18 protein-coding genes and 2 pseudogenes are annotated in these 24,249 nt (G+C 74.5%); 12 read left to right on the plus strand and 8 right to left on the minus strand.

Annotated elements, in window-relative coordinates:
• Positions 1–885: 885 nt before the first annotated feature.
• From IEJ02_RS45590 to IEJ02_RS45600, 3 genes and pseudogenes are all read right to left on the minus strand, one after another.
• The gene (locus IEJ02_RS45590) at positions 886–1,038 is read right to left on the minus strand and encodes a hypothetical protein (protein WP_167442760.1); all 153 of its coding nucleotides are present in this window, start codon (positions 1,036–1,038) and stop codon (positions 886–888) included.
• Positions 1,039–1,048: 10 nt separating this feature from the next.
• Positions 1,049–1,717, minus strand: a complete 669-nt coding sequence (locus IEJ02_RS45595) for an ABC transporter (RefSeq protein WP_191070175.1) — start codon at positions 1,715–1,717, stop codon at positions 1,049–1,051.
• A 616-nt stretch (positions 1,718–2,333) separates the two neighbouring features.
• Positions 2,334–2,901: pseudogene (locus IEJ02_RS45600) on the minus strand (ABC transporter ATP-binding protein); the annotation flags it as partial.
• 170 nt (positions 2,902–3,071) lie between these two features.
• Here IEJ02_RS45600 and IEJ02_RS45605 point away from each other — a divergent pair.
• Positions 3,072–3,920 carry a peptidyl-tRNA hydrolase gene (locus tag IEJ02_RS45605; protein ID WP_191070176.1) on the plus strand — a complete coding sequence of 283 codons (849 nt, stop codon included), beginning with the start codon at positions 3,072–3,074 and terminating at the stop codon, positions 3,918–3,920.
• Between the two features lie 172 nt (positions 3,921–4,092).
• Here the strand turns inward: IEJ02_RS45605 and IEJ02_RS45610 are convergent, their stop codons facing one another.
• Positions 4,093–5,004: a class I SAM-dependent methyltransferase gene (locus IEJ02_RS45610; RefSeq protein ID WP_191070177.1), complete on the minus strand. Its 912-nt coding sequence runs from the start codon at positions 5,002–5,004 to the stop codon at positions 4,093–4,095.
• Between the two features lie 300 nt (positions 5,005–5,304).
• Here IEJ02_RS45610 and IEJ02_RS45615 point away from each other — a divergent pair, with 300 nt between their 5' ends.
• Positions 5,305–6,381 carry an NAD-dependent epimerase/dehydratase family protein gene (locus IEJ02_RS45615; RefSeq protein ID WP_191070178.1) on the plus strand — a complete coding sequence of 359 codons (1,077 nt, stop codon included), beginning with the start codon at positions 5,305–5,307 and terminating at the stop codon, positions 6,379–6,381.
• A 104-nt stretch (positions 6,382–6,485) separates the two neighbouring features.
• On the opposite strand, the gene IEJ02_RS45620 is transcribed toward IEJ02_RS45615, so the two are convergent.
• Positions 6,486–7,598, minus strand: coding sequence for a sensor histidine kinase (locus IEJ02_RS45620; protein ID WP_191070179.1), 1,113 nt, complete (start codon positions 7,596–7,598; stop codon positions 6,486–6,488).
• The gene (locus IEJ02_RS45625) at positions 7,591–8,478 is read right to left on the minus strand and encodes a response regulator transcription factor (RefSeq protein ID WP_191070180.1); all 888 of its coding nucleotides are present in this window, start codon (positions 8,476–8,478) and stop codon (positions 7,591–7,593) included. Before IEJ02_RS45625 ends, IEJ02_RS45620 begins: the two co-directional genes overlap by 8 nt.
• Before the next feature lie 116 nt (positions 8,479–8,594).
• On the opposite strand from IEJ02_RS45625, the gene IEJ02_RS45630 reads away from it, so the two are divergent.
• From IEJ02_RS45630 to IEJ02_RS45645, 4 genes are all read left to right on the plus strand, one after another.
• Entirely contained in the window at positions 8,595–9,317 is a 723-nt protein-coding gene (locus IEJ02_RS45630; RefSeq protein WP_191070181.1) for a glycosyltransferase family 2 protein, read from the plus strand.
• A 155-nt stretch (positions 9,318–9,472) separates the two neighbouring features.
• Positions 9,473–10,099, plus strand: coding sequence for a TIGR04282 family arsenosugar biosynthesis glycosyltransferase (locus IEJ02_RS45635; protein WP_223865515.1), 627 nt, complete (start codon positions 9,473–9,475; stop codon positions 10,097–10,099).
• Complete coding sequence (locus IEJ02_RS45640; protein WP_191070183.1) at positions 10,096–10,869, plus strand: methyltransferase domain-containing protein; 774 nt, start codon at positions 10,096–10,098, stop codon at positions 10,867–10,869. Before IEJ02_RS45635 ends, IEJ02_RS45640 begins: the two co-directional genes overlap by 4 nt.
• 189 nt (positions 10,870–11,058) lie before the next feature.
• Positions 11,059–12,939, plus strand: a complete 1,881-nt coding sequence (locus tag IEJ02_RS45645) for a glycosyltransferase 87 family protein (RefSeq protein WP_317986087.1) — start codon at positions 11,059–11,061, stop codon at positions 12,937–12,939.
• 387 nt (positions 12,940–13,326) lie between these two features.
• Here the strand turns inward: IEJ02_RS45645 and IEJ02_RS45655 are convergent, their stop codons facing one another.
• Positions 13,327–14,610: a molybdopterin-dependent oxidoreductase gene (locus IEJ02_RS45655; protein ID WP_191070184.1), complete on the minus strand. Its 1,284-nt coding sequence runs from the start codon at positions 14,608–14,610 to the stop codon at positions 13,327–13,329.
• A gap of 153 nt (positions 14,611–14,763) precedes the next feature.
• Between IEJ02_RS45655 and IEJ02_RS45660 the strand changes: the two genes are divergently transcribed.
• Entirely contained in the window at positions 14,764–16,206 is a 1,443-nt protein-coding gene (locus IEJ02_RS45660) for a hypothetical protein (RefSeq protein WP_191070185.1), read from the plus strand.
• 83 nt (positions 16,207–16,289) lie between these two features.
• Positions 16,290–17,606: a polysaccharide deacetylase family protein gene (locus tag IEJ02_RS45665; protein ID WP_191070186.1), complete on the plus strand. Its 1,317-nt coding sequence runs from the start codon at positions 16,290–16,292 to the stop codon at positions 17,604–17,606.
• A 99-nt stretch (positions 17,607–17,705) separates the two neighbouring features.
• On the opposite strand, the gene IEJ02_RS45670 is transcribed toward IEJ02_RS45665, so the two are convergent.
• Positions 17,706–19,685: a transglycosylase domain-containing protein gene (locus IEJ02_RS45670; protein WP_191070191.1), complete on the minus strand. Its 1,980-nt coding sequence runs from the start codon at positions 19,683–19,685 to the stop codon at positions 17,706–17,708.
• 504 nt (positions 19,686–20,189) lie between these two features.
• Here IEJ02_RS45670 and IEJ02_RS45675 point away from each other — a divergent pair.
• The 4 genes and pseudogenes from IEJ02_RS45675 to IEJ02_RS45690 all read left to right on the plus strand — a co-directional run.
• Positions 20,190–21,554: an MbnB/TglH/ChrH family RiPP precursor modification enzyme gene (locus IEJ02_RS45675; RefSeq protein WP_191070187.1), complete on the plus strand. Its 1,365-nt coding sequence runs from the start codon at positions 20,190–20,192 to the stop codon at positions 21,552–21,554.
• Between the two features lie 5 nt (positions 21,555–21,559).
• A complete protein-coding gene (locus IEJ02_RS45680; protein ID WP_191070188.1) occupies positions 21,560–22,564 on the plus strand; it encodes a TIGR04222 domain-containing membrane protein in 1,005 nt (334 codons plus the stop codon).
• Positions 22,565–23,072: 508 nt separating this feature from the next.
• Positions 23,073–23,909 carry a TIGR04222 domain-containing membrane protein gene (locus tag IEJ02_RS45685; protein ID WP_191070189.1) on the plus strand — a complete coding sequence of 279 codons (837 nt, stop codon included), beginning with the start codon at positions 23,073–23,075 and terminating at the stop codon, positions 23,907–23,909.
• Positions 23,910–23,994: 85 nt separating this feature from the next.
• Positions 23,995–24,249: pseudogene (locus IEJ02_RS45690) on the plus strand (alpha/beta hydrolase); the annotation flags it as partial.

Raw genomic sequence — 24,249 nt, forward strand, 5'->3', positions numbered from 1 at the left:
GGCCGGGGGCCGCCTCGCGGCGGTGGCCGGGGCGCGGCGCCAGGCGCCGTGCCAGGCGTCGCGGCCCCGCAAAGCTCCGCCGGACAGGCCCGAGCGGCCCGTGCGGTCCGAGCGGCCCCAGCTGGGGCAGGCGGTGCAGGGTCCCGGCCGAGGCAGTCGGCGCGCCGCCCTCGCCGGGCCACCCGGTGCGGGGACCCGGCAGGGCACCCAGTGCAGGGTCCCGGCGAGAGCACCCGGCGCGGGGTCCCGGCAATGGCACGCGGCAGGTGGTCCCGGCAGGGCGCCCAGTGCGAGGGCTCAACGAGAGCACCCGGTGCGGACCCGGCAGGGCCACCCAGTGCAGGGCCCCAGCGAGAGCACCCGGTGTGGGGACCCGGCAACGGCACCCGGCGGGTGGTCCCGGCAGGGGCACCCAAAGCGGGGTCCCAGCGAGAGCACCCGGTGCAGAGACCCGGCCGAGGCAGTCGGCGCGGGGTCCCGGCAGGGCAGCCAGTGCGGGGACCCGGCAACGGCGCCCGGTGCGGGGATCCGGCCGAGGCAATCGGCGCGCTGGCCCGCCGGGCCACCCGGTGGGCGGTCCCGGCGGGGGCACCCAATGCGGGGTCCCAGCGAGAGCACCCGGTGCAGAGACCCGGCCAGGGCCACCCGGTGCAGGGTCCCAGCGAGAGCACCCGGTGCAGAGACCCGGCCAGGGCCACCCGGTGCAGGGTCCCAGCGGGGCCACCCGGTGCGGGGTCCCGGCAGCGGCACACGGTGAGTGGTCCCGGCAGCTGCACCCGGCGGGTGGTCCCGGCAGGGCACCCAAAGCGGGGTCCCGGGGGCACCCAATGCGGGCCCGGGGGCACCCGGTGCGGGGACCCGGCAGGACCACCCGGTGGGTGGTTGCTAGCCGGAACAGGCGGTGCGCTGGGCCTCCTGCCATTCGCAGACGGGGCACAGCGTCGCCCCGGGGCGCGCGGCGGGGTACTCGGTGGGCTCGCCGCACTGCACGCAGTCGGCGTACGGCGGGCCCTCGGGAAGGTCCGTACGGTCGTCCATGACCCGAACCCTACGACCGGCGGGAGCTCAGCGCGCAGGCCAGCGCGGTCGCCCCGGCGGCGGCCGCGCCGGTCAGGGCCAGGGGCAGCAGGGGCATCGGCACGGTGCCGCTGTGCGAGCCGTCGACCAGACCCGACACGGCGGCGTTCGCGGGCGAAGCACCGGCCACCGACACCAGCAGCGCGGCGAGCAGGGTGGCCGGGATGGCCCAGCCGGGGCGGCGCAGCAGCGGCCGGTTGCACAGCGCGCCGACGGCCGTGCCGAGCAACGCGCACGCGACCGCGGTGAGCAGCCCGGAGACGGTCGCCTCGGGCACGGGGATCTCGTGCAGGTGGTCCGCGGTGTGCGGATCGCTGACCGCCGCGACGAACAGCGTCCCTGCGGTGCCGAGCACCAGCGCCGCGCCCAGCGCGGTCAGCACCGAGGCGAGGTGCACCCGGCCGGGCCCCACCGCCGCCGAGGCGCAGTCGCGGGCCGCGGCGGGTTCCTGGGTGACGCACACCCGCACCAGCCAGGCGGCGACGGGCAGCAGCGCGGCGGCGGCGTAGCCGAGCGAGTCGAGGATCGGCTGCCCGGTCTGTACTCCGATCCCCAGGAACGCGGCGTAGAGCAGCAACGGCGGCAGCCAGCGGTGCGAGCGGGCCAGCAGGGCCGCCTGATAGCGCAGCAGCGCGGTCATGCCTTCTCCGTAAGTTGTTGGGCGGGCTCCTGGTCGTCGATGGTCGTCACCGCGCGGATGTGCCAGGGCGGGTCGGCGGTCAGGAGGGTGCGGAGGAGGGCGTCGGAGTCGGCGGCGCCGACCTCGACCGCCAGCCGTACGCCCCGCCCCGCCGAACCGGCGGCCCCGCTCCCGTTCGCGGGCCCGGGACCGTACTCGCGCACCACCGCGCCCGCCAGCTCACCGGGCAGCCCGGCCCCCGGCGCCCCCTCGGCCTCCACCCGCACCCGCGGCCCGACGCCGGACCCGTCCTGCGCCACCGGCGGACCAGCCGCACCCGGCACCACGGCCTCACGGCCCGGCGCCCCCGCCGACGTCGCGCGGGACGGGCGCGTAGCCGGGTCGCTGCCCCGGAGCCGGACGGTGGCCGGGGGCTCGGCGTCCGTGGCCGGGGGCTCGGCGTCCCTGGCCGGGGGCTCGGCGTCCCTGGCCGGGGAGTCGGCCTCCGCCGCCGAGGACCGGGCCACCTCCCGATCCGGGGCGCTTCCGGGCGGGTGGGGGTGCCTGGCCTCGCCGGGCGCGCCGTGGGCGTCCGCGTCCACCGGCTCCAGCCGGGTCCCGGTGACGCGCAGGACGCGGTCCGCCACCCCGGCCAAGCGGCGTGGGTCGTGGTCGACGAAGACGACCGCGCCGCCGTCGGCGACGCGCTCGGCGACCGCCGTGTCCAGCACCCCACGCGCGGCCTGGTCGAGGCCGGTCCACGCCTCGTCCAGGACCAGCAGGCCGGGAGCGGCCAGCAGCGCCTGTGCCACGGCGACCTTCTGGCTGGTGCCCTTGGACAGCTCGGCGAGCGGGGTGCCGGCGTACCCGTCCGCGCCGAACCGCTCCAGCCACTCCCCCGCCCCGCGCGCCGCCGCGGCGCGGGACAGCCCGTGGATCCGGCCCAGGTGGGTGAGGTAGCCGAGGGCGGAGAAGGGCAGCTCGGCCGGGAACCGCTCGGGGACGTAGGCGGTGGGCGGGCGGCCGGTGATCCGGCCCGCGCTGGGGGCGTCGATCCCGGCGAGCAGCCGCAGCAGCGTGGACTTGCCACTGCCGTTGGCCCCCTGGATACGGGTCAGCGAACCCGGCGGCACCTCGAGATCGACACCGCGCAGCACCCAGGGTCCGCCCAGGCCGTAGCGGCGGCCGACTCCTCGCAGTCTCATGCCGGTTGAGCATAGGCGCGCCCCTCGGCGAGGGGAGGCCCTCGGCGCGCGGAGGCCCCTGGGTCCTGTCCGGTGGGCCCTCGCGGGTCCGCGACGCCTGTGGCAAGGCCCCTTGGCTGAAGGGAGGTCCATCGCACAGGGCCTCGCGGCGGTCCTGGCACACTGGGCGCGTGACCAGCACCGACGCCGACACCGAGACCGGCACCCAGACAACCGCTCACCAGGGCACCGGATCCGGCGCCCGCAGCAGCCCGTTCCGGCATGCCGAGGTCGACCGGGACGCCGCGCCGCAGTTCGTCCTGCCCCTGGTGGTCCGGATCGAGAAGGCCGCGCCCCCGGCGCGTACGGACGCCCTGGAGACGGCGGCGCGCGCGGTGCTGGTGCTGCTGTCGGACGAGCGGGCGACGGCCGCCGACGGCGAGTGGGCCCAGGCCGTACGGGACTGGCAGGACGCCCGGATCCGCAAGGTCGTACGGCGGGCGCGCGGCGCGGAGTGGCGGCGCGCGTCCGGGCTGCCGGGCATCACGGTCACGGGCCGGGCGCCCGCCGCCGATGACGGCGACGAGCGTGCCTCGGTGGACGGGGCTGCGTCGGCGGACGGGGCTTCGTCGGCCGCCGCCGAGGTGCGAGTGTTCCCGCCGGTGCCGCTGGACGGCTGGCCCAAGGAGCTGGCCAAGCTCCAGGTCTCGGGCACCGACCTCGACGACCCCGAGCCCCCGCCCGCCCCCGACCCCTCCGGTCCGGTGCTGTGGCTGAGCCCTCATGTGGAGATGTCGGCGGGCAAGGCGATGGCCCAGGCCGGGCACGGCGCCCAGCTGGCCTGGTGGGAGCTGGACGACGCGGCGCGGGCGGCCTGGCGCGAGGCCGGGTTCCCGCTGGCGGTGCGTACGGCGTCGGCCGAGCGGTGGGACGAGCTCACCGCGAGCGGCCTGCCGGTGGTCCGCGACGCGGGGTTCACCGAGATCGCGCCGGGGTCCTGCACGGTCGTGGCGGACCACCCGGCGCTGCGGCGCCGGTAGGGCCGTCCGCGGCGCGGGGCTCTTGGGAGTCCACGGGACGCCGGGGCTGGGGAGCCCAAGGGGCGCCGGGGGCTGGGGACTCAAGGAACGCCGGGGCTGGGGACTCAAGGGACGCCGGGGGCTGGGGAGCCCAAGGGCAGACAGCCCCTGGGCTCCCCTCCGCGCCCCGGGGCTACCCCCTGCGGCGGCGGATCGCGCGGGTGACGACCGGCGGGAGCACATCGGCGGCGAACCGCCGGACCGCCGTGGGGCGGCGCGCCGCGGGCGCGGGCGCCGGTGCGGTGGGCGCGGAGCGCGGCTCGGGAGCCGGGTCGCGCGGCTCATGGGCGAAGCGGGAGGTGGGCGGGGTCGGGTTCGCGGGCTTCCCCGAGAACCGCAGCACCCTGCGGCCCGCGATCTCCTGCACGCTGGTGTGCATCCCCTTGCGCCACTCCTCGTCCGCGAGCAGCTCGTCCTGGATCGGCTCCGGGTCGCCCCAGGTGCCGTAGAGCTTCTGTGTGGACAGGCAGATGGGCCGCAGGCCGCGCGTGAACACCGCCTCCCAGGTCGCGGCGGCCACGCCGGGGGTGTGCTCGGAGCGGAAGTCGTCGAGAACGACGAGGCCGTCGGGCACCAGCGTGTTGTGCGCGGTGTCGATGTCGCCCGCCACGTGCTCGTACAGGTGCGAGGCGTCCACGTGGATGAAGCGGCAGGTGTTCGCGCCGACGTGGTCGGGCACGACGGAGGTCGGGCCCTGGATGACGTTCGGCAGCTCATCCCAGAAGGCCAGGTAGTTCTGCTCGAAGGCGGTGCGGGTCAGGGTGGAGTACGACTTGCGCGCCTCCGCCGCGTTCTTCTCGTCCGGCGCCTCGGCGTCGAAGAGGTCACAGATCGTGAACCGCTCGTTCGCCCGCAGGTAGGCGGCGGTGAAGATGGCGCTCTTGCCCATGTAGGCACCCATCTCCATCAGGTCCCCGCGCTGTCCTAGGTGCTCCTGGCGGCTCAGAAAGCGGTCGAACAGCACTTGGTCAAGGCTGGGGAACCATCCCTTGACGTCGTTGAGGCAGCGGGGACGCTGGGCCGCGGGGGCGGTGGTGACCGTCATGTGGCTCTCTGTTCGTCGATGGCGGCGGTCTTGAGAGACGTGTCCGGTTGAACGTGTCCGGTCGAACGTGTCCGGTCGAACGTGTCCGGTTGAACGTGCCCGGGAGCCCCAGGAGGACGGGCCTCGGGGACGGGGTCCCAGGGGACGCGAGTGGGCGCCACGGTCGCAGTGAAAGGCAACGCCGGGCCGTCCCCCTTGTGACCATTCTGTGACCACGCCTCCTCCGGAAGGTCTTACGGAGCGGTGACGGAACGGCGCGGAGGCGGGCCCAGGCGCCCCCTCGGGCCTAGCGTCGCCCCCATGCGCGTACTGGTCACCGGAGGTGCGGGCTTCATCGGCTCGCACATCGTCACCGCCCTCGTCGAGCACGGCCATGAGCCGGTCGTCCTCGACGCCCTCCTTCCCGCCGCTCACCCGACGGCGGCCCATCCGGCTCCGCCGTCCGTGGACGGGGAGTGGATCCACGCCGATGTGCGGGACCGGGAGGCGGTGGCCGCGGCGCTGCGCGGAGTGGACGCCGTATGCCACCAGGCGGCGATGGTCGGTCTCGGCAAGGACTTCGCGGACGCCCCGGCCTATGTGGGCTGCAACGACCTGGGCACGGCGGTGCTGCTGGCGGCGATGGCCGAGCGCGGGGTGCGCGAACTGGTGCTGGCCGGGTCGATGGTCGTCTACGGCGAGGGGCGCTACGACTGCCCCCGCCACGGCCGGGTCCGTCCCGGCCCGCGCGCCGAGGCGGACCTCGCGGCGGGCCGCTTCGACCCCCGCTGCCCCGAGTGTGGCACCCCGCTGCGGCCCGGCCTGGTGGCGGAGGACGCACCGGCCGATCCCCGCAATGTGTACGCGACGACGAAGCTGGCCCAGGAACACCTGGCGGCGGCCTGGGCCCGGTCGGTGGGCGGCCGCGCGGTGTCGCTGCGCTACCACAATGTGTACGGGCCGGGGATGCCGCGCGACACCCCCTACGCGGGCGTCGCCTCCTTCTTCCGCTCGGCCCTGGCGCGCGGCGAGGCGCCCACGGTCTTCGAGGACGGGGGCCAGCGCCGGGACTTCATCCATGTCCGTGACGTGGCCGCCGCCAATGTCGCCGCCCTGGAGGCCCTGGAGGCGACGCCGGACGTGGTGGCCCCGTCCGCGCTGACCGCGTACAACACCGGCAGCGACGACCCCCATACGGTGGGCGAGATGGCCACGGCCCTGGCCACGGCCTTCGGCGGCCCCGCGCCCGTGGTGACGGGCGACTACCGACTGGGCGACGTACGCCACATCACCGCGTCGTCCCGCCGGATCCGCGACCATCTGGGCTGGCGCCCGGCGGTCCCGTTCCACGAGGGCATGACCGAATTCGCCCACGCCCCGCAACGGGCGGGGGCGTGAGGGGGCGGGGTCGCCCATGGCGTGAGGAGGCGCGGCAGGGTGGCCGCGCGGGCAGGGTGGCCGGGGCACCCTCAGGGCGTGAAGAGGCCTGAGGCGCCAGGCCCTCACATCGCGGCGGCGGGGAGGCGGACCTCGAAGCGGCAGCCGCCGTCGACGTTGCGGACCGCCGCCTGGCCGTCGTGGGCCTCGACGATGCCGCGGACGATGGCCAGGCCCAGACCGGCGCCCGCCGGGGGTGTGCGGGCGTCGCTGCCGCGCCAGCCGGTGTCGAAGACGCGCGGAAGGTCCTCCTCCGGGATCCCGCCGCATCCGTCGGTGACCGACAGCACGACCGTGTCCGCCTCCCGCTCGGCGGTCACCGCGACCGTGCCGTCCGCCGGGGTGCGGCGGACCGCGTTGACCAGGAGGTTCCCGAGCACACGGGTCATCTCCTTGCCGTCGACCTCCACTGGGACGGGGTCCACGCGGTCGCCGATCAGCTGGACGCCCAGCTCGCGGGCGAGCGGATCGACCCCGGCGAGGGCGTCGCCGACCAGGTCGTAGACGGAGATCCGGGTGGGGGTGAGGGAGAGCGCCCCGGCGTGGATGCGGGAGAGCTCGAAGAGGTCGCCGACCATCGTGTTCAGCCGCTCCACCTCGGTGCGTATCCGGCGGAGGTAGCGGTCCGGGTCCGGGGCCACCCCGTCCTCCAGCGCCTCGGACATCGCGCGCAGCCCCGCCAGCGGGGTGCGCAGATCGTGGGAGATCCAGGCGACCAGCTCCCGGCGGGAGGACTCCAGGGCGCGCTCACGCTCGCGGGAGGCGGCCAGCTTGGCGCTGGTGGCGGCCAATTCACGGCCGAGCGCGGCGAGTTCGGCGGTGGCCTGGCCGTCGGGGGCGGCGAAGCTCCCGCCGTCCCCGAAGGAGCGGGCGGCGAGGGCCAGCGCGTTGCTGCGCGCCACCACCCAGCGGCCCAGCAGCAGCGCGGTGGCCAGGGACACCACGGCGGCCATGGCGCAGACGGTGGTGACCACCGTCAGGTCGTGCGGGGACAGGAACATCGCCCAGGCGACCGCGAGCGTCCCGGTGAGCATCGCCGTGACCGCGACGGCGGCGACGACGGCGAGGGACACCGCGACCGAACGGCCCCGCACCAGCCGCAGCGCCAGCGCGCCCAGCAGACCGGCCGCCGCCGCGCCCAGGAAGGCGAACACCGCCATGAGGAGCACATCACGCATCGGAACCCGGCCCCCGCTCCTCGTCCCGCCCCTGGTCCTCACGCCCCTCGTACCGTCGCCCCTCGTCCCCGCGTCCTTCGTCCCGTCGCCCCTCGCCGTGGACCTCGCCGTCGGTCTCGTCGTCGGCCTCGGGCGGGGCGTCGAAGCGATAGCCGATGCCCCATACGGTCTGGATGAGCCGGGGCGCGGCGGGATCGTCCTCGACCTTTCCGCGCAGCCGCCGCACATGGACGGTGACGGTGGACAGATCGCCGAAGTCCCAGCCCCACACCTCGCGCATCAACTCCTCGCGGGTGAAGGCCACCCCGGGGTGGCGCAGCAGAAAGGCCAGCAGGTCGAACTCGCGCACGGTCAGGGCGAGCTCCCGGCCGTCCCGGGCGGCGCGCCGGGCCAGGGGGTCGAGGGTGATCCCGGCACGGTGCGTCACCTCGTCCGGGCCGGAGCCAGGGCCAGGACCGGGGCCGGACGAGCCGGGGCCCCGCGGAGCGGTCCGGCCGCGCCGCAGCACCGACTCCACGCGCAGCACCAGCTCCCGGGGGCTGAACGGCTTGGTGACGTAGTCGTCCGCGCCGATCTCCAGGCCCAGGATCCGGTCCTCCTCGTCGCCGCGCGCGGTGAGCATGATGACCGGCACCGGGCCCTTGTCCCGCAGCGCGCGGCACACCTCGAGCCCGTCCATGCCGGGCAGCATCAGGTCGAGCACGACCAGGTCCGGCCGGCGGGCGGCGGCGCGGGCGAGCGCCCCGGGGCCGTCGGCGGCCCGGTCCACGGCGAAGCCGGCCCGGCCGAGGTACCCGGCGACGACCTCGGCCACGGTCGGGTCGTCGTCGACGACGAGCACGCGGGTGGGAGAGAGGTTCCCGGAGGGATTCTGCTGCATGCCCCACAGCGTGACACCGGAGGCGGCACCAGGGGGTGCCGGGGAGCCCGCTGCCCGGCCGACGTCCGTGTTTCGTAAGAACCTGAAGCCCGAAATGTCGGTTTCTCCTTCGTAGTGTGGTGCGGGTGACGAACTCGACCACTCCCTGCGCGGACGTCGTCCTGCCGTGTCTGGACGAGGCCGCCGCCCTGCCCTGGGTGCTGGCCCGCATCCCCGACGGCTGGCGCGCCATCGTCGTCGACAACGGCTCCACGGACGGCTCGGCCACGATCGCCCGCGCCCACGGCGCCACCGTCGTCCACGAACCCCGCCGTGGCTTCGGCGCCGCCTGCCACACCGGGCTCCTCGCCGCCGAGGCCGACATCGTCTGCTTCTGCGACTGCGACGCCTCGCTCGACCCCGGGCTGCTGGCCGCCTTCGCGCGGACCGTGGCGGCGGGCGACGCCGACCTCGTGCTGGGCCGGCGACGTCCTCAGGAGCGGGGGGCCTGGCCGGTGCACGCCCGGCTCGGCAACCTCGCGCTGACCCGCATGCTGCGGCGGCGCACCGGCCTCACGCTGGGCGACCTGGGCCCGCTGCGGGCCGCCCGGCGCGAACCGCTGCTCGCCCTCGGCCTCACCGACCGCCGCAGCGGCTACCCGCTCCAGATGGTCGTGCGGGCCGCGGACGCCGGATGGCGGATCGAGGAGCGCGAGGTGCCGTACCGGCCGCGCACCGGGAAGTCGAAGGTCACCGGCACCTGGCGGGGCACGTGGCACACGGTGCGCGATATGCGCGCCGTGCTGCGCCAGCCGCCGGAGGCCCGCGACCTGACCATCCCCACGAGGGCCGCGCGGTGAGCGCCGCGCCACACGAGGATGCCCACGCGGCGGAGGCCTCCTCGGCTCCGGGCCGCCTCAACTCCGTTCCTGGCAGCGCCGACGGGCGTCCGGTCGCCGGTGCGGACGTCCGCACGGACACCGGCTCCCGGGCGGCCCACGGGGACGGGACGACGCTGCTGATCATCGCCAAGGAGCCGGTGCCCGGGCGGGTGAAGACCAGGCTCACTCCCCCGTACACCCCCGCCGAGGCCGCCGCGCTCGCCGAGGCGTCCCTGGCCGACACGCTGCACGCCGCGCTCGCCATGCCCGCCCGTCGCCGGGTGCTGGCGCTCGACGGACACCCCGGCCCGTGGCTGCCACCGGGGTTCGAGGTGGTGCGGCAGTGCGACGGCGGTCTGGACGAACGGCTCGCCGCGGCCTTCGCCGCCTGCCGGGGCGCCACCGTGCTGATCGGCATGGACACCCCGCAGGTCACCCCCGCTCTCCTCGCCCCCGCGCTCAGCCCGGGGAGCTGGCACGACTGCGACGCCTGGTTCGGCCCGGCAGCCGACGGTGGCTTCTGGGCCCTGGGCCTGGCCGAACCGGACCCCGAACTGCTGCGGGGCGTGCCGATGTCCACCGCCACCACCGGTGCCGCCCAGCGGCGTCGGCTGACGGACGCGGGGCTGCGGGTGCGCGACCTGCCGATGCTGCGCGACGTGGATACGGCGGAGGACGCCGTACGGGTGGCGGCCGACGCCCCGGGCGGGCGGTTCGCCCGGGCCCTGGCCCGTCTGTCGTCCCGGACCACCGCCCGATGAGCACGGCCGATACGGTGCGCGACGGATCGGTGCGCGAGGGATTCGTACACGACGCGTCGGTGCACGACGGATTGGTGCGCGAGCGGACGTCCGCTCGCCGTGCGGCCGCTTCCTGGCATGCCGACCCCTATGTCCGAGCGCTCCACGCGGGCAGAGGGCCGCTGTTCCTCCGCCGGGCCGACGGCTGGATGCTGCCCCTGGACGTCGAACGCTGGTGTGCGGACGCCGACGCGGCCGACCGGACCGTGCTGCGGCGCTGCCAGGGTCCGATACTCGACATCGGCTGCGGCCCCGGTCGGCTGGTGGCCGCGCTGGCCCTGCACGGCCGCCCCTGCCTGGGCATCGACGTCAGCCAGGCGGCCGTCGCCCGTACGGTCCACGCGGGCGGGCCCGCGCTGTGCCGCTCGGTCTTCGAACCACTGCCCGGCGAGGGACGCTGGGGCACGGCGCTGCTGATCGACGGCAACATCGGCATCGGCGGTGACCCGCGCGCCCTGCTGGCGCGCGTCGCCCAACTCATGGCCCCCGACGGGCTCCTGATCGTGGAGGCCGCGGCGGCGGATGTCGACGAGCGGGTGCGGGTGCGCGTGGACGACGGCCGGGGCGACATGGGAACGGCCTTCCCCTGGGCCCGCGTCGGCGCCCGGGCGCTGCTGCACCACGCGCGCGCGGTGGGCTGGAGCCTGGTCGAGCAGTGGACCGCGCGGGACCGCGGCTTCATATCGCTGCGGCACACACCGCCCGTGCCCCGGTCCGGCACGGAGGTCTGAGCCGTGCCCGCATCGCTGCGCCGCCTGCTGCGGCCCGGCCGACTCGCCCGGTGGACCGGCCGGGTGCCCGGGCCACACTCCGGCCCGGGCCCTCGGCCACCGGCCCGCGACCGCCCCGCACCACCGCCCAACGGCACGGACGAGCCCCGTCCACCGGACCGCCCCGCACCACCGCCCGACAGCACGGACGTGCCCCGTCCATCTGCGCGCCCCACCCCGCCCGAGCGTGCGCGGACCGCCCCCACCCCGCCCTCGCGGATGCGCCCCACCCCGCCGTCGCAGGTGCGGACCGCCCCGCCCTCTCAGGTGCGGACCGCCCGCCGCTGGGGCACCCCGGTCGCTCTGGCCACGCTGCTCGGCTCGCTGGTCGCCGTCCTCGCCCTCACCTTCCGTAGGGACGACTTCCATACCGCGCCCGGCACGCTGTCCCGCTGGTACGCCATCGCCTGGGCGGTGTTCGCCGCGGCCGCGTGGACCGTCCGCCGTCTCGGCGCCCGCCAGGCCACGGTGTTCGTGCTCGTGGGCAGCGCGGCGGTCGCCGCCACAGGACTGCTCGCCCCGCCGCGCACCAGCACCGACGCCTACCGCTACGCCTGGGACGGACGCGTGCAGGCCGCGGGCATGTCCCCCTATGACCACGCGCCCGAGGACCCCGCGCTCGCCTCGCTGCGCGACCGCTGGCTCTTCCCCCAGGGCTCCGCCTGCCGTGGCCCTGACCGCGCCCCCGTCCGCCCCACGCCCGTCCGCCCCGGGCCCGAACATCCCGCGCGCGAACATCGCGGCGCCGTCCCGCGCGCCGATCCGGAGCCCGATCACCCGCCAAGCGCCTCTGCCGAGCCGCAGTGCACGCGCCTGAACCGCCCCTCGGTCCATACGATTTATCCTCCCGCCGCAGAGGGCTATTTCTTGCTTGTACACCGCTCGGCGCCGTCAGGTTCCACCCTCCTCCCCCTCCAGGCCGGCGGCGCGCTGCTGTCCGTCGCCACCACCGCCGTACTGCTCGCCGCGGCACGGCGCCGCAGCGATCCGCGCCTCGCGACCGCCCGCGCCGCGCTCTGGGCCTGGTGCCCGGCCGTGCCGGTGGAGGCGGTGAACAACGCCCATGTCGACGCGCTGGGCGTGCTGTTGACCGTCGCGGGCCTCGTCGCCGTCCCCCGCCGCCACGTCCTGGGCGGTGCGTTGCTCGGCGCGGCGACCGCGGCCAAGCTGCTGCCCGCCGTGACCCTGCCGGGCGCCCTCTCCGGCGTCCTCGCCACGGCCGTCGCCAGGCCTCTCACCGCGCTCAAAAGGCCCAGGCCCGCCGGAAGCCCCGCCTCGCCGACCGCGCCAACCCACCGTGCCACGCCAACCCACCGCGCCGCACCAACCCGCCGTGCCACGCCAATCCGCCGCGCCGCGGCCATCGTGCTGCCCGCCACCGCCGTCGTCGCGCTCGGCTACCTCCCGTACGTCCTGCTCTCGCACTCCTCCGTCCTCGGCTATCTCACCGGCTATGTGGCCGAGGAGGGCTACGGGACGGACTCCACCGCCGCCGACGACAAGAACCGCTACGCCCTGCTGCGCCTGCTCCGCCCCGACCCGGAGGCCTGGGCCCTCCCCGTGATCGCCGCCGTCCTGCTCGTGGTCGTGGCCTGGGTGCTGCTGCGCGGCGATCCCCAACGGCCCTGGCGCGGCGCGCTGGTGGTGACCGGGACCGCGTTCCTGCTGATGACGCCCGGCTACCCCTGGTACGCGCTGCTGGTGGTGGCGCTGGTGGCCCTCGACGGACGCTGGGAGTGGCTCGGCGTTCCACTCGCGGGCGTCGCGCAGTATGTGACGGCCCGTGCGGTGGACGACGGCGCGTGGGTCGGAACGCTGGGGTACGCGGTCGCCTGTGCGGCGGTCATGGCCGGCTGGGCCCTGCGGGCCCGGCGGGCGGCCTCCGCGGCCTCCGCTCCCCGGCCGAAGCCGCCGAAGTGGCCGCCGCGGCCGACGCGGCCCCACCCCGAGCCCCCGGGCGACGCCGCCACCCCCGGATCGCCATCCGGATCACCAGCCACAGCGCCGAGGCGCCGAAGAGTACGGCGGTGATCAGCAGCCAGCGCGGCCAGAAGACGCCGGCGCTCAGCCCGGTCGCGTGCTCGTAGCGGCGCTCCTGTTGGCCGAGGATCAGCGGGAACCACACCAGCAGCAGCACACCGGAGACGAAGGCGGGCACCCGCACATGGTTGATCCACCGGGCCGGGGCCGGGAGCACGGCCGCCACGGCGCGGTCGGCGAGCGCGTACAGCGGCAGCAGCACCAGGTCGTGGAGGACGGCGGCCGCGACGAACCACAGCGCGATCCCGAACCAGTCGCCGCTCAGCAGCCTCACCCCGGCGTAACCGGTCAGCGCGAAGGAGCACAGCAGCAGCACCAGCCGCAGCGGCGACTCGCCGTCCAGCCGCCGCGGCCCACCCCGGCTCCGCCCGAGAATCCTCATACCGTCCCCCCGAAGGTCAACCGCCCGACCCACTTGGTGTTGTGCACACCCGGAGCCCCGGGCACGATCACCCGCGCCGGATAGCCGTGGTCCGGCGACAGATCCGCGCCGTTGACCCTCAGCGCCAGCAGCGAGCGGGGATCGCGGACCTGGTGCTCGCTCAGCACGACGCTGCGGAAGGAGCCGTGCCGCTGTACGGACTCCACCAGGACCTTCGGCGGCCGGTCGGCATGCCCCACCAGCGCGGCGAGGTCGGCCAACCGCACCCCCTCCCACCGCTGGTCGGCCGTGGACCACCCCTCCACACAGGCGATGGGCAGCGCCGCGCCGTGGTGCTCCAGCCGCAGCAGCCGCTCCCGGGTGAGGACGGTCTCGCGGTCCGCCGCGCCCCGCACCACCAGCCGCCAGTCGGGGCCGATGTCGCGGGCGCGGATGCCGACGGCCACGGCGGTCTTGTTGATCTGGAAGCCGTTCGGCCCCCGGCCCGGGTCACGGCCGTGCGGGGCGAGCAGCGCGCTCGTGCGCAGCGGGCCGCCGATGCTCTGACCGGCCGTCACCACCAGCAGCGCGAAGGAGCCGGTGCCGACCATGGCGAGCGCGCCCCGCCGCGACATGGTCGGCGCGGCGGGCCGCGGGCTGACCAGGCCGGTCTCGTCCGGCGGCTCCGGCCGGGTGTCGGCGGTGCGGGTACGCAGCTCGGCCCGCAGCTCGCGGCTCCGCAGCGCCCGCACCATGAGCGGGAGCCGCAGCGCCACATGGACCACGAGGGCGGCCATGAAGATCCACGCCCCGTAGAAGTGCAGCGGGTAGAAGGAGCCGGGGAAGACGTAGTCCAGCTGGACGTTGAGCACGCCGGTGGCGAATTCGAACAGTCCCCCGCCGACCAGCAGGAGCAGCGAGAACCGTTCCAGCGCGTGCCCCAGGGACCGCACCGGCGGCCAGGCGAACAGCTTGGGGATGACCGACCACAACTTGGCCAGCAGTACCGGGACGAGCACGATCCCGAGCGTGACGTGCACCCCCTGGGTGACGCGGTAGAGCCAGGAGGGGTCGGTCGGCCAGGAGAAGAGGTAGAAGCCCAGCAGCCCCTTGTCCGGGGTCTTGTCGTTCACCGGGGACAGGTCGGGGTTGTAGGCGGCGTACGACAGCAGTCCGGTCACGAAGAGCACGGGGATGCCGAAGAGCAGGACCAGGCCGAAGACGGACGTCAGCCAGGGGCCGCGCAGCGGGCTGCGCCACAGGGCGCGGCGATCACGGTCGGTACGGGGAGGGTGGCTCATGGCATGACCGTAGGACCGCCGCACCGCCGGCAGGGGCCTTGAGCCCATGACGAAACGGTGACGTCACGGGCCCTGTCCGGGAAGATCTGACGGTCCGATGACAGCGCGCGGCGCGGCGGCCCGGGAGCGGGCTCGGCGACGTAGCGTGACGTCGTGAAGCTCCCTCTCCGCAACGGCGTCGACATCCAGCCCATCCGGGACGACACGCGGACCGGACGTCGCCGGGACGTGCTCGCCGCCGCTGCCGCCGCCGCGCTCTTCGCCGTCGCCGCCGTCGTCGGCACCCTGATCCAGCGGGCCGATCACTCCCTGTACGTCGACTGGGCGCCGCTGTACGCCGACTGGCTGCCCCATGTGGGCCCCGGTACGCCCCTCGCCCTGGCCGTCGCCGCGGCGGTCGTGGTCCACGGCCACCGGCTGGCGGCGCGGCTGCCGTGGCGCGGGCTGCTGGCGGCCGTCTGGGCGGCGGCCATGGCCTGGATCTGGTCGCTGGCGCTGGTCGACGGATGGCGGCGCGGGGTCGCGGAGCGGCTGACGGCGCGCCACGAGTATCTGCGCGGCATCGACCGGTTCCAGGACATCGGCGCGGCCCTGCGCGGCTTCACCGGTCACATCCTGCTCACCCAGCCCGACCACTGGCCCGCCCATATCGCGGGCCATCCGCCGGGCGCCGTGCTCACCTTCGTGGGCCTGGACCGGCTGGGCCTGGGCGGCGGCGGTTGGGCGGGGGCCTTCTGCGTCACCGTGGGCGGCTCGGCGGCGGTCGCGATCCTGGTCACGCTGCGCGCCCTGGGGCAGGAGCGGGCGGCGCGTACGGCCGCCCCGTTCCTGGTCCTGGCGCCCGGGGCGGTATGGGTGGGCGCCTCGGCGGACGGCTATTTCGCGGCGGTCGCGGCCTGGGGGCTCGCGCTGCTGGCGCTCGCGGCGACACGTACGGTCCGGGCCCCCGGAGCGGTCGCGCTGGGCTCGGGGCTGCTGCTGGGGCTGACGGCCTATCTCTCGTACGGGCTGACGCTGCTGGCGCTGCCCGCCGCCGCCGTACTGCTGCTGGCCCGCACCGCGCGGCCGCTGCCCTTCGCGCTGACCGGGGTGGCGGTGGTGGCCGGGGCGTTCACGCTGGCCGGGTTCCGGTGGTGGGAGGGGTACTCCCTGCTGGTCGAGCGCTACTACCAGGGCGTGGCCGCCGATCGCCCGTATGCGTACTGGGTCTGGGCCAATCTGGCCGTGGCGTCGGTGGCCGCGGGTCCGGCCTGTGTCGCGGGCGCGCGGCGGATGCTGTCGGCGGTGCCCGACACGGCCCGGCGGCTGCGCGCGGGCAGGCCGGGCGGGCTAGGCGGGCTGGGCGGTCCAGGCGGGCCTGGCGCCCGGGATGCCTCGGACGGGCTCGTCGTGCTGACCTTCGCCGCGCTGCTCGCGCTCGTCGTGGCCGATCTGTCCGGGATGAGCAAGGCCGAGACGGAACGGATCTGGCTCCCCTTCCTCGTCTGGCTGCTGCCGACCACCGCACTGCTGCCCGCCCGTGATCGCCGCCGATGGCTCCTGGTCCAGGCCTGCCTCTCACTGCTCGTCAATCACCTGCTGTTGACCGGTTGGTGAGGATGACGGATGTGAAGAGCACGTGATACTTCTGTGATACTGAGGGGGGCGTACATCTGTACTGTTGCCAGGGGGCGGGACCCGTGAAGGCGCTGAAGATCGTGAAGGCGTTGCAGGATTTAAGTGCGAAGAACGCCTATGGCGTGGCCGCGCCCTTGGGCGCGCTGACGGCCGTGGCCGTCGTGGTGGCGCTGCTGATAGCCCTGACCTCGCCGGGGGACGCTGGGGGTGCGCAGGACGGGGACCTCCCCGCAGCCGCGGCGTCCCCCAAGTCGGACCGGGTCCCCAGGGAGCCCAAGAAGGAAGACAAGTACGCCCATTGGGACGGCAAGGTCAAGGTGCTCGGGGACGGCTCCACGTCCTACACCGGACCGCAGCCGCACCAGCTCAAGCCCGAAAAGCTCAAACCCGGTGAGAAGCCGCCGCAGTTCGTGGTCTTCTCCTGGGACGGCGCGCTGGAGAACGACGACCATCTCTTCTCCCGCTTCCGCGAGGTGGCCAAGGAGACCAACGCCACCATGACGTTCTTCCTGAGCGGCATGTATCTGCTGCCCAAGTCGAAGAGCAATCTCTATCGGCCGCCCCAGCACAAGCCGGGCTCGGCCGCCATATCCTTCCCCACCGACGAGCACATCAGGGAGACCCTGGAGCAGCTGCGCGAGGCCTGGCTGGACGGGAATGAGATCGGCTCCCACTTCAACGGCCATTTCTGCGGCGCCAAGGGCGGGGAGGACTGGTCCACCCAGGAGTGGAAGAGCGAAACGGAACAGGCGTATTCGTTCGTGAAGCGGTGGAAGACGAACACCGGCTTCACCGACATCAAACCGCTGCCGTTCGACTATGACGTGGAGCTGGTGGGCGGGCGCGCGCCGTGCCTGGAGGGCCAGAAGACGCTGATTCCGGCGATCAAATCCCTCGGCTGGCGCTATGACGCGAGTTCCCCGGGCGACTTCCAGCTCTGGCCGTCCAAGATCGATGGAATCTGGAACTTCCCGCTGCAGCTGGTGCCGTACCCGGAGAGCGAGAAGCAGGTCCTCTCGATGGACTTCAACTTCCTCTTCAACCAGTCCGGTGACAGCACCGAGGGCGATCCGGCGAAATACGCGGAGTGGGAGCGGCTGACCCGCCAGGGATATCTGAACGGCTTCGAACGGGTCTACAACGGCAGCCGGGCGCCGCTGTTCATCGGCAATCACTTCGAGACCTGGAACGGCGGCATCTATATGCAGGCCATCGAGGACGTGATGAGGAGCGTCTGCCGCCGCGACGGGGTGCGGTGCGTGTCGTTCAAGCAGCTCGCCGACTGGCTGGACGCCCAGGACCCGAAGGTCCTGGCGAAGCTGCGGATGCTGGACCCGGCGGAATCGCCGGACTGGTCCACGTACACCAAGACCAAGTAAGCGGTCCCGTTGCGGGGTTCCTTCCGCCAGGGCGGCTCATGCCGAGGCGGCTCACGCGGGGGCGGCTCATTCCGCCGTTACGGCTCGCACCGGGCCGGCTCATTCCGCCGCCCTGTCCGTCATATAGCTCTTCCAGATGTCCATGGGGTAGGTGTCACCCGAAGTGTCGGCGCCTCCCCCGCCCATTCCCTCGAGCGGCATCAGCTCCTGCGACTTCGGGTCCACCCGGGACAGCGAGACCGCCGTCGAGAGCTTCTTGGTGTACCCGACGAACCAGGCGGAGGTGCCGTCCTGCGCCGTGCCGCCCTTACCGGCCACCTCACCACCGGCCACGGCGGCCTCGCGCGCCGAGCCGTCCGGGCTCTGGACCGCGCCGCGCAGCGCGTCGTCCACCTGCGCCGCGACCGCCGCGCTGAAGGCCCGCTTGGCTCGGTCCTTGCGCAGCTCGACCTTCTGCCCGCCATGGGTGAGCCCGCTCACCGAGTACGGCGCGTAGTGCGTGCCGTCGGCCGCGAACGTCCCGTAGGCGCTGGCCATACGGATGGAGCTGGGTGTCGCGGTGCCGAGCGAGAACGCGGGCACCCGCGCGCCGAAGCTGCTGGGCAGCAGCCCCGCGTCGATGGACGCCCGCCGGACCCGGTCCAGGCCGACGTCCATGCCCAGCTGGATCATCGGGGTGTTGATGGACCGCACGATCGCCTGACGCAGCGAGACCTGCCCATAGGAGGCGTCGCCGTCATTGGTGGCCCGCACGATCTTGCCGCTGCGGTCCCAGTAGGGGCCCTCGGGCGTATGCACCGCGATCTTGTTGTCGCCGTCGTAGAGCGTCGAGGGCGTCACCGGCGTCCGCGCGCCGTTGCGCTCCAGCAGGACGCCGTCGCGCAGCGCCGCGGCGTAGACGAAGGGGGTGAAGGAGGTGCCGGCCGGGACGGTGGAGGCGTTCGCGTCGTTGAAACCCTGCTCCAGATAGCCGGGGCCGCCGTACAGAGCGCGTATGGCGCCGCCGGGGGCCACCGAGGCGGCGCCTATGTGCACATGGCGGTCTTCGGGGCGCCGCTCGGGGTCGAGGTTGTCCCGGGTCTTCTCGACCGCCTTGGCGAGCGCCTGGACCTTCGGCTTCTCGAAGGTGGTGTGGATCTGATAGCCGCCCAGGTCGAAATCGGCGTCGGATATGTCGGTGTGGGAGCTGACATACGCCTTGGCCGTCTCCACCAGATAGCCGACCTGACCGGTGAGCCCCACCGGCTTGGGCTGCGCCTTGGGCTCGGGGAACGTCGTATAGCGCGCCCGCTCGGACTTGGACAGCTTTCCGATGTCCACCATCCGGTCCAGCACCCACTTCCAGCGGTCGACGGCCCGCTTGTGGTTCTTGGCGCCGAGCGTCGGGTCGAAGGTCCCGGCCCCCTTGAGCAGCGAGGCGAGCAACGCGCCCTCGCTCGCGTTGAGTTCCGAGACGTCCTTGCCGTAGTACGCGTACGCGGCCCGCTGAATGCCGTAACTGCCGCGCCCGAACCAGCTGGTGTTCAGATAGCGCTGGAGGATCTCCCGCTTGCTCATCCGGTCGTCCAGCTTGATGGCCATGAACATCTCGGTGAGCTTGCGGGAGAAGGTCTGGCGCTGATTCAGGTAGGCGTTCTTCACATACTGCTGGGTGATGGTCGAGCCGCCCTGTGTCTCACCACCCGTCACCATCCGTGTCACGGCGCGCATCAGACCGCTCGGGGACACCCCGCTGTCGGTGTAGAAACTGGCGTTCTCGGCGGCGAGCACCGCCCATTGGACCTTTTCCGGCACCTTGTCCAGCGGCACTTCCTGCCGGTTGACCGGGCCGGTACGGGCCATCTCGGTGCCGTCGGCCCAGTAGTAGACGTTGTCCTGCTGGGTGGCGAAGTCATTGAGGTTCTTGGGGATGTCGGTCTGCAGATACAGAAAGCTCAGCAGACCGGTCAGACTGCCGAGGCAGAACAGGAAGAACAGGGAGACCTGACGCCACGACGGCACCCATCGCGTCGCACCGCTCCGCCCCGCCCTGGGGTAGTCCAGCCGGACCCGAGCGGCCGCCCAGCGGCGCAGCCGCATCGCCCGGCTCCTCGAGGACGGCTTACGGCGGTGCTTGCGGTGCTTCCCCATGGCGTTGTCGCTGCTGCCCAGCACGTGTTTCCCCCACGCTCGCTCCGCGCGTGGGCGCGGCACAAAGGTGTGATCTTCCATCCCCCCAGACCAGACCGATCCTATTTTCCCCTCTGAACATCTGTCGCCATAGGGCCCCAATTTTTTGTAACAGTGACCATATTCAGGGACTCCACCCAGCCGGTGACCTTTCGCGCCTCCCGGGTCACGACCTGAGCCACGACCTGAGCCACCGCCCGGGGCGGCCACCGGGCGGCCACCGGGCGGGCGGTGGCCGGGCGGTGGCCGGGCCGTCGGCCGACGCCCCGCGGGCGCCCCCGCCGTGACACCCCGAAGCTCAAATGAACCTCTGAACCATGGAGCCGGGGGATTCGTCCTGCCTCTATGGGGTCATGACCCCGGCACGCGAGAACTCACCGCGGGGGACGCGGTACGGAACGAGGAGGGGGAGCCATGGTGCGCCTCGGTACCGGAATCGGCTGGCGACCGGAGATCGCCAACGACATCGCGCGGCTGCCCGGCATCGACTGGGTGGAGGTGGTGGCGGAGAACATCTGCCCCGACCATGTGCCGGACGCGCTCCGGCGGCTGCGCGAGCGCGGGACCACGGTGGTCCCGCACGGGGTGTCGCTCGGCCTCGGGGGAGCCGAGCGGCCCGACCCCGGCCGCCTCCGGGCGCTGGCCGAGCGGGCCGAGGCGCTGGGCTCGCCGCTGGTCACCGAGCACATCGCGTTCGTCAGGGCCGGGGGGCCGCTGACCGCGTCACCGGCCATGGAGGCCGGGCATCTGCTGCCGGTGCCGCGGACGCGTGACGCGCTGGACGTGCTGTGCGAGAACGTGCGCATCGCGCAGGACGCGCTGCCGGTGCCGCTCGCGGTGGAGAACATCGCGGCGCTGATCTCCTGGCCCGGCGAGGAGATGACGGAGGGCCAGTTCCTGGCCGAGCTCGTGGAGCGCACGGGGGTGCGGCTGCTCATCGACGTGGCCAATCTGCACACCAACCACGTCAACCGGGGCGAGGACCCGGCCAAGGCGCTGGACGAGCTGCCCACGTCGGCGATCGCCTACGTCCATGTGGCGGGCGGGGTGGAGCGGGACGGGGTGTGGCACGACAGCCACGCCCATCCGGTGACCCAGCCGGTGCTCGACGTGCTCGCCGAACTGTGCGCCCGTACGACGCCGCCCGGGGTGCTGCTGGAACGCGACGAGGACTTCCCGGCGGCGGAGGAGCTGGCGGGCGAGCTGGACGCCATCCGCGCGGTGACGGCGGCGGGGGGCGGGGCCGGGACTGGAGCCGGAGCCGAGGGCGGGACCGAGGCCGGGGCCAGGACCGGGACCGAGGCCGGGGTCGCTGAGGTTTCGGTGGGGGCGTCCGGCGCGCCCGACGCTTTCGTGCCGGACGCCGTCCGGGAGCGGCTGGCGCTCGCTCAGGCCGCGCTGCTGTCCGCGCTGGTCGGCGGCACCCCGCCGCCCGAGGGCTTCGATCGGCGGCGGCTGCGGGTGCAGAGCGCGGCGCTGACGGCCAAGCGGGCGTCCGTGGTCGCCAAGGTGGCCCCGGAGCTGCCCGAGATCCTGGGCACCGGCTACCGCCCCGCGTTCGCGCGGTACGCCGACGGCCGCCCGATGACCGGCGGCTACCGCCGCGACGCGCTGTCGTTCGCCGAGCATCTGCTGGCTGACGGCCGGCCCGAGAACGCGGCCGCCCGGCGCCGCCTGACGCTGTGGTGGCAGGAGCGGTCCGGGCCCGCGCCTCTGCCGTCCCATCCGGCGGCACGGCTGGCCCGCCGGGTCCGGCTCGCGCTGAGCGGGGGGCGGTGAGCGGCATGGGCGCGGTCGTGGCCCTGGTCTACCTGGCGGTCGCCGTGTCGTCGGCCGTGCTCATCTCCGGTACGGTCCGGGCCCGGCGCAGGCACGTCCCGGGGCAGGTGTACGCCCGGGCGCACGACCTGCTGGAGGCCGCGTTCCTGGCGGGCGGGCCGGGCCGGGTGGCGGACACCGTGATCAGCGCGATGTACGCGGACGGGCGGCTGGCGATCGGCGACCCCGGCGTGGTCTCCGTACGGCAGCCCGTCGCGCGCGGCCCGGTCGAGGAGGAGCTGCTGCGGCTGTGCGCCATCTCCCCGCACGGCGGCCTGAACTGGCTGCGCCGGGAGCTGATGCGCAGTCCGGCGGTGCAGTCAATCGGCGACCAACTGGCGGAGCGCGGGCTGATGGTGCGGCCGGACGCCCTCCGGTTCTGGCACAGGCTGGCACGGCTCCAGGTCGGGCTCTGCTTCGCGGGCACGTTCCTGGGCATCGCCATGGCCGTCAACATCACGGACAGCGACGAACTTCCGCTGATCCTCAAGATCGCCCCCGCTCTGTTCATCGGCTTCCTCGTCGGCGGAATCTGCGCCGGTACGGGCAAGCGCCGGCTGACCGGCGCCGGGCAGCGGGCCCTGGCGACGTACCGGAGGGATTCGGGGGTCGGCATACGGCGCGCCCGGTCCGTCGGCCATCCGGCGACGGTCCCCATGGCGGTCGTCGTCGCGCTGACCGGCGCCGCCGCCCTGGCGGACGATCCGCTGCTGCGGGCCCAACTGCTGGCCGCGCAAAAGGTGCCCGCCGCGTCCGGCTCGGCGACCGACCCGAGCTCGTCGGGGTCGTCGGGGTCCTTGGACTCCGGCGGCGGATCGTGGTGCGGAGGGGGCGGCGGAGGCGGTTCCGGCTGCGGAGGCTCCTCCTGCGGCGGCTCGTCCTGCGGCGGAGGCGGGGGCGGCGGTTCGGGCTGCGGTGGTGGCGGGGGCTGCGGTGGTGGTGGCGGGGGCGGCGGCTGCGGGGGCGGCTGAGCCGCCACGACGAAGGGCCGCGCCGCAGCCAGGACGCCCGGCGCCCCGCCGGAGACGGAGGCGAGGGCGGTTCGAGCTGCGACCGGGGCAGCAGCTGCGGAGGCGGCAGAGCCGCCACGACGAAGGGCCCCGCCCGGCACCACCACCCGCAGGTGCCGAGTGCGGACGGCCGGCTCCGGCCCCGCCCGACCGTTGCCGACGCGAATACCCGCACCGGCGGACGCCCGTGCCGGGCGCCCGCCCACATCCGGGTCGTCCGGCCGGGGTCTGGGGCGGAGCCCCAGTTGCGGGAAGGGGCGGGGAGGGGAGAGCTGCCCGCCGCAGGCGTCACGATCCGTCGGACACCCCTCGCCGGTCTACGCGGAGCTCTCCGCATGCGCGCGAGTCGTTCATATCGTGAAAACCGTGGCGCNCTCGCCGGTCTACGCGGAGCTCTCCGCATGCGCGCGAGTCGTTCATATCGTGAAAACCGTGGCGCGGTGACGGCCGGGTCGAGTAGAACTCCGCCATGTTGTGGGTCCTCTTCCTGCTCGTCGCGTGGGGCGCGGCGGTCGTCAGTTGTACGCGGCTGTGCCTGGCGGCGGTGGCCGCCGCTCAGCCGATGGAGCCCGATCCTGGGGCGGATGGGAAGGGGCTGAGCCTGTACGAGGCGGCGTTCCTGTCCGGCGGGCCGGGCCGGGTGGGGGATCTGGCCCTCGTCACGATGTACCGGGAACGGCGGCTGCTGCTCGCGCACACCGGCTGGGTCACCGTCGTGGACCCGGACGGGCGGGACGAGCTGGAGCGGGCCGTGATCAGCGCGATAGGGCCGGAGGGGCAGGCCCCGGTGCGGCCGGTGCGGGCCGCGCTCGCCACGGCCGTCCCGGTGCGGGCGCTGGGTGACCGGCTGGTGGCGGCGGGGCTCGCGGTGTCCGCCTCGGCCGGTACGAATGTGGCGGTCGCGGTGCGGCACGTGCGCGCGGCCTGCGCGCTGGTGCTGGTGACGGCGGCGGCCGCGCTGCTGCTCGTGCCGCCCGCGGCGGGGCGCGGCCCGGTGGCCGCGTGGTTCGTGCTGCCGCTGCTGCTGACGGCGAGTTGTCTGCTGATCGCCCGGGTCGAGGCGCATCCGTACTCGCGGTGGGCCTCCCCCGCCGGTCAGCGGCTGCTGGGCCGGATCGACGTGCCTCCTCGGCGCACCCTCGCCCAGCGCTCCCGTGACGACGCGGACGGCGGCGACACGGACGGCGGCGACACGGACGGCTCTGACGCGGACAGCGACCTGCTCACCGCGCTCGCCGTGCACGGCACCACCGCCCTCCCCGACCCTGCGCTGCGCGCGGCCCTGAAGACGCATTGGGGTCATTGACCCCGACACCGCGGCCCGGTGCTTTACATGGTCATCCGGCGCGCCAAATATCCCTTTCATCGCGCGATGCACGAAGGGATGGCCAGTGAGAGCAGCAGCGCTGTACGGCATCCTCGGGCCGCTGTCCCTGTCGCTGGCCATGAGCGCGCTGCTCGCGACGCCCGCCACCGGCCGCCCGCTCGCCGCGCCCACCGCCCCCGCCGCCGCCACGATCCCCGCAACGCCCACCGCGTCCACCAGGTCCGCCGCGCCCCCGGCCGGTGCGGCGGGGGCGGCGCCCTCCGCGACCCGCTCGGCCCCCGCCGAGCCCGCCGCCCCCGTCCCCACTGCCGCGCCCGCC

Source organism: Streptomyces sp. 5-10, from assembly GCF_014712245.1.
GTDB classification, from domain to species: Bacteria; Actinomycetota; Actinomycetes; order Streptomycetales; family Streptomycetaceae; genus Streptomyces; species Streptomyces violaceusniger.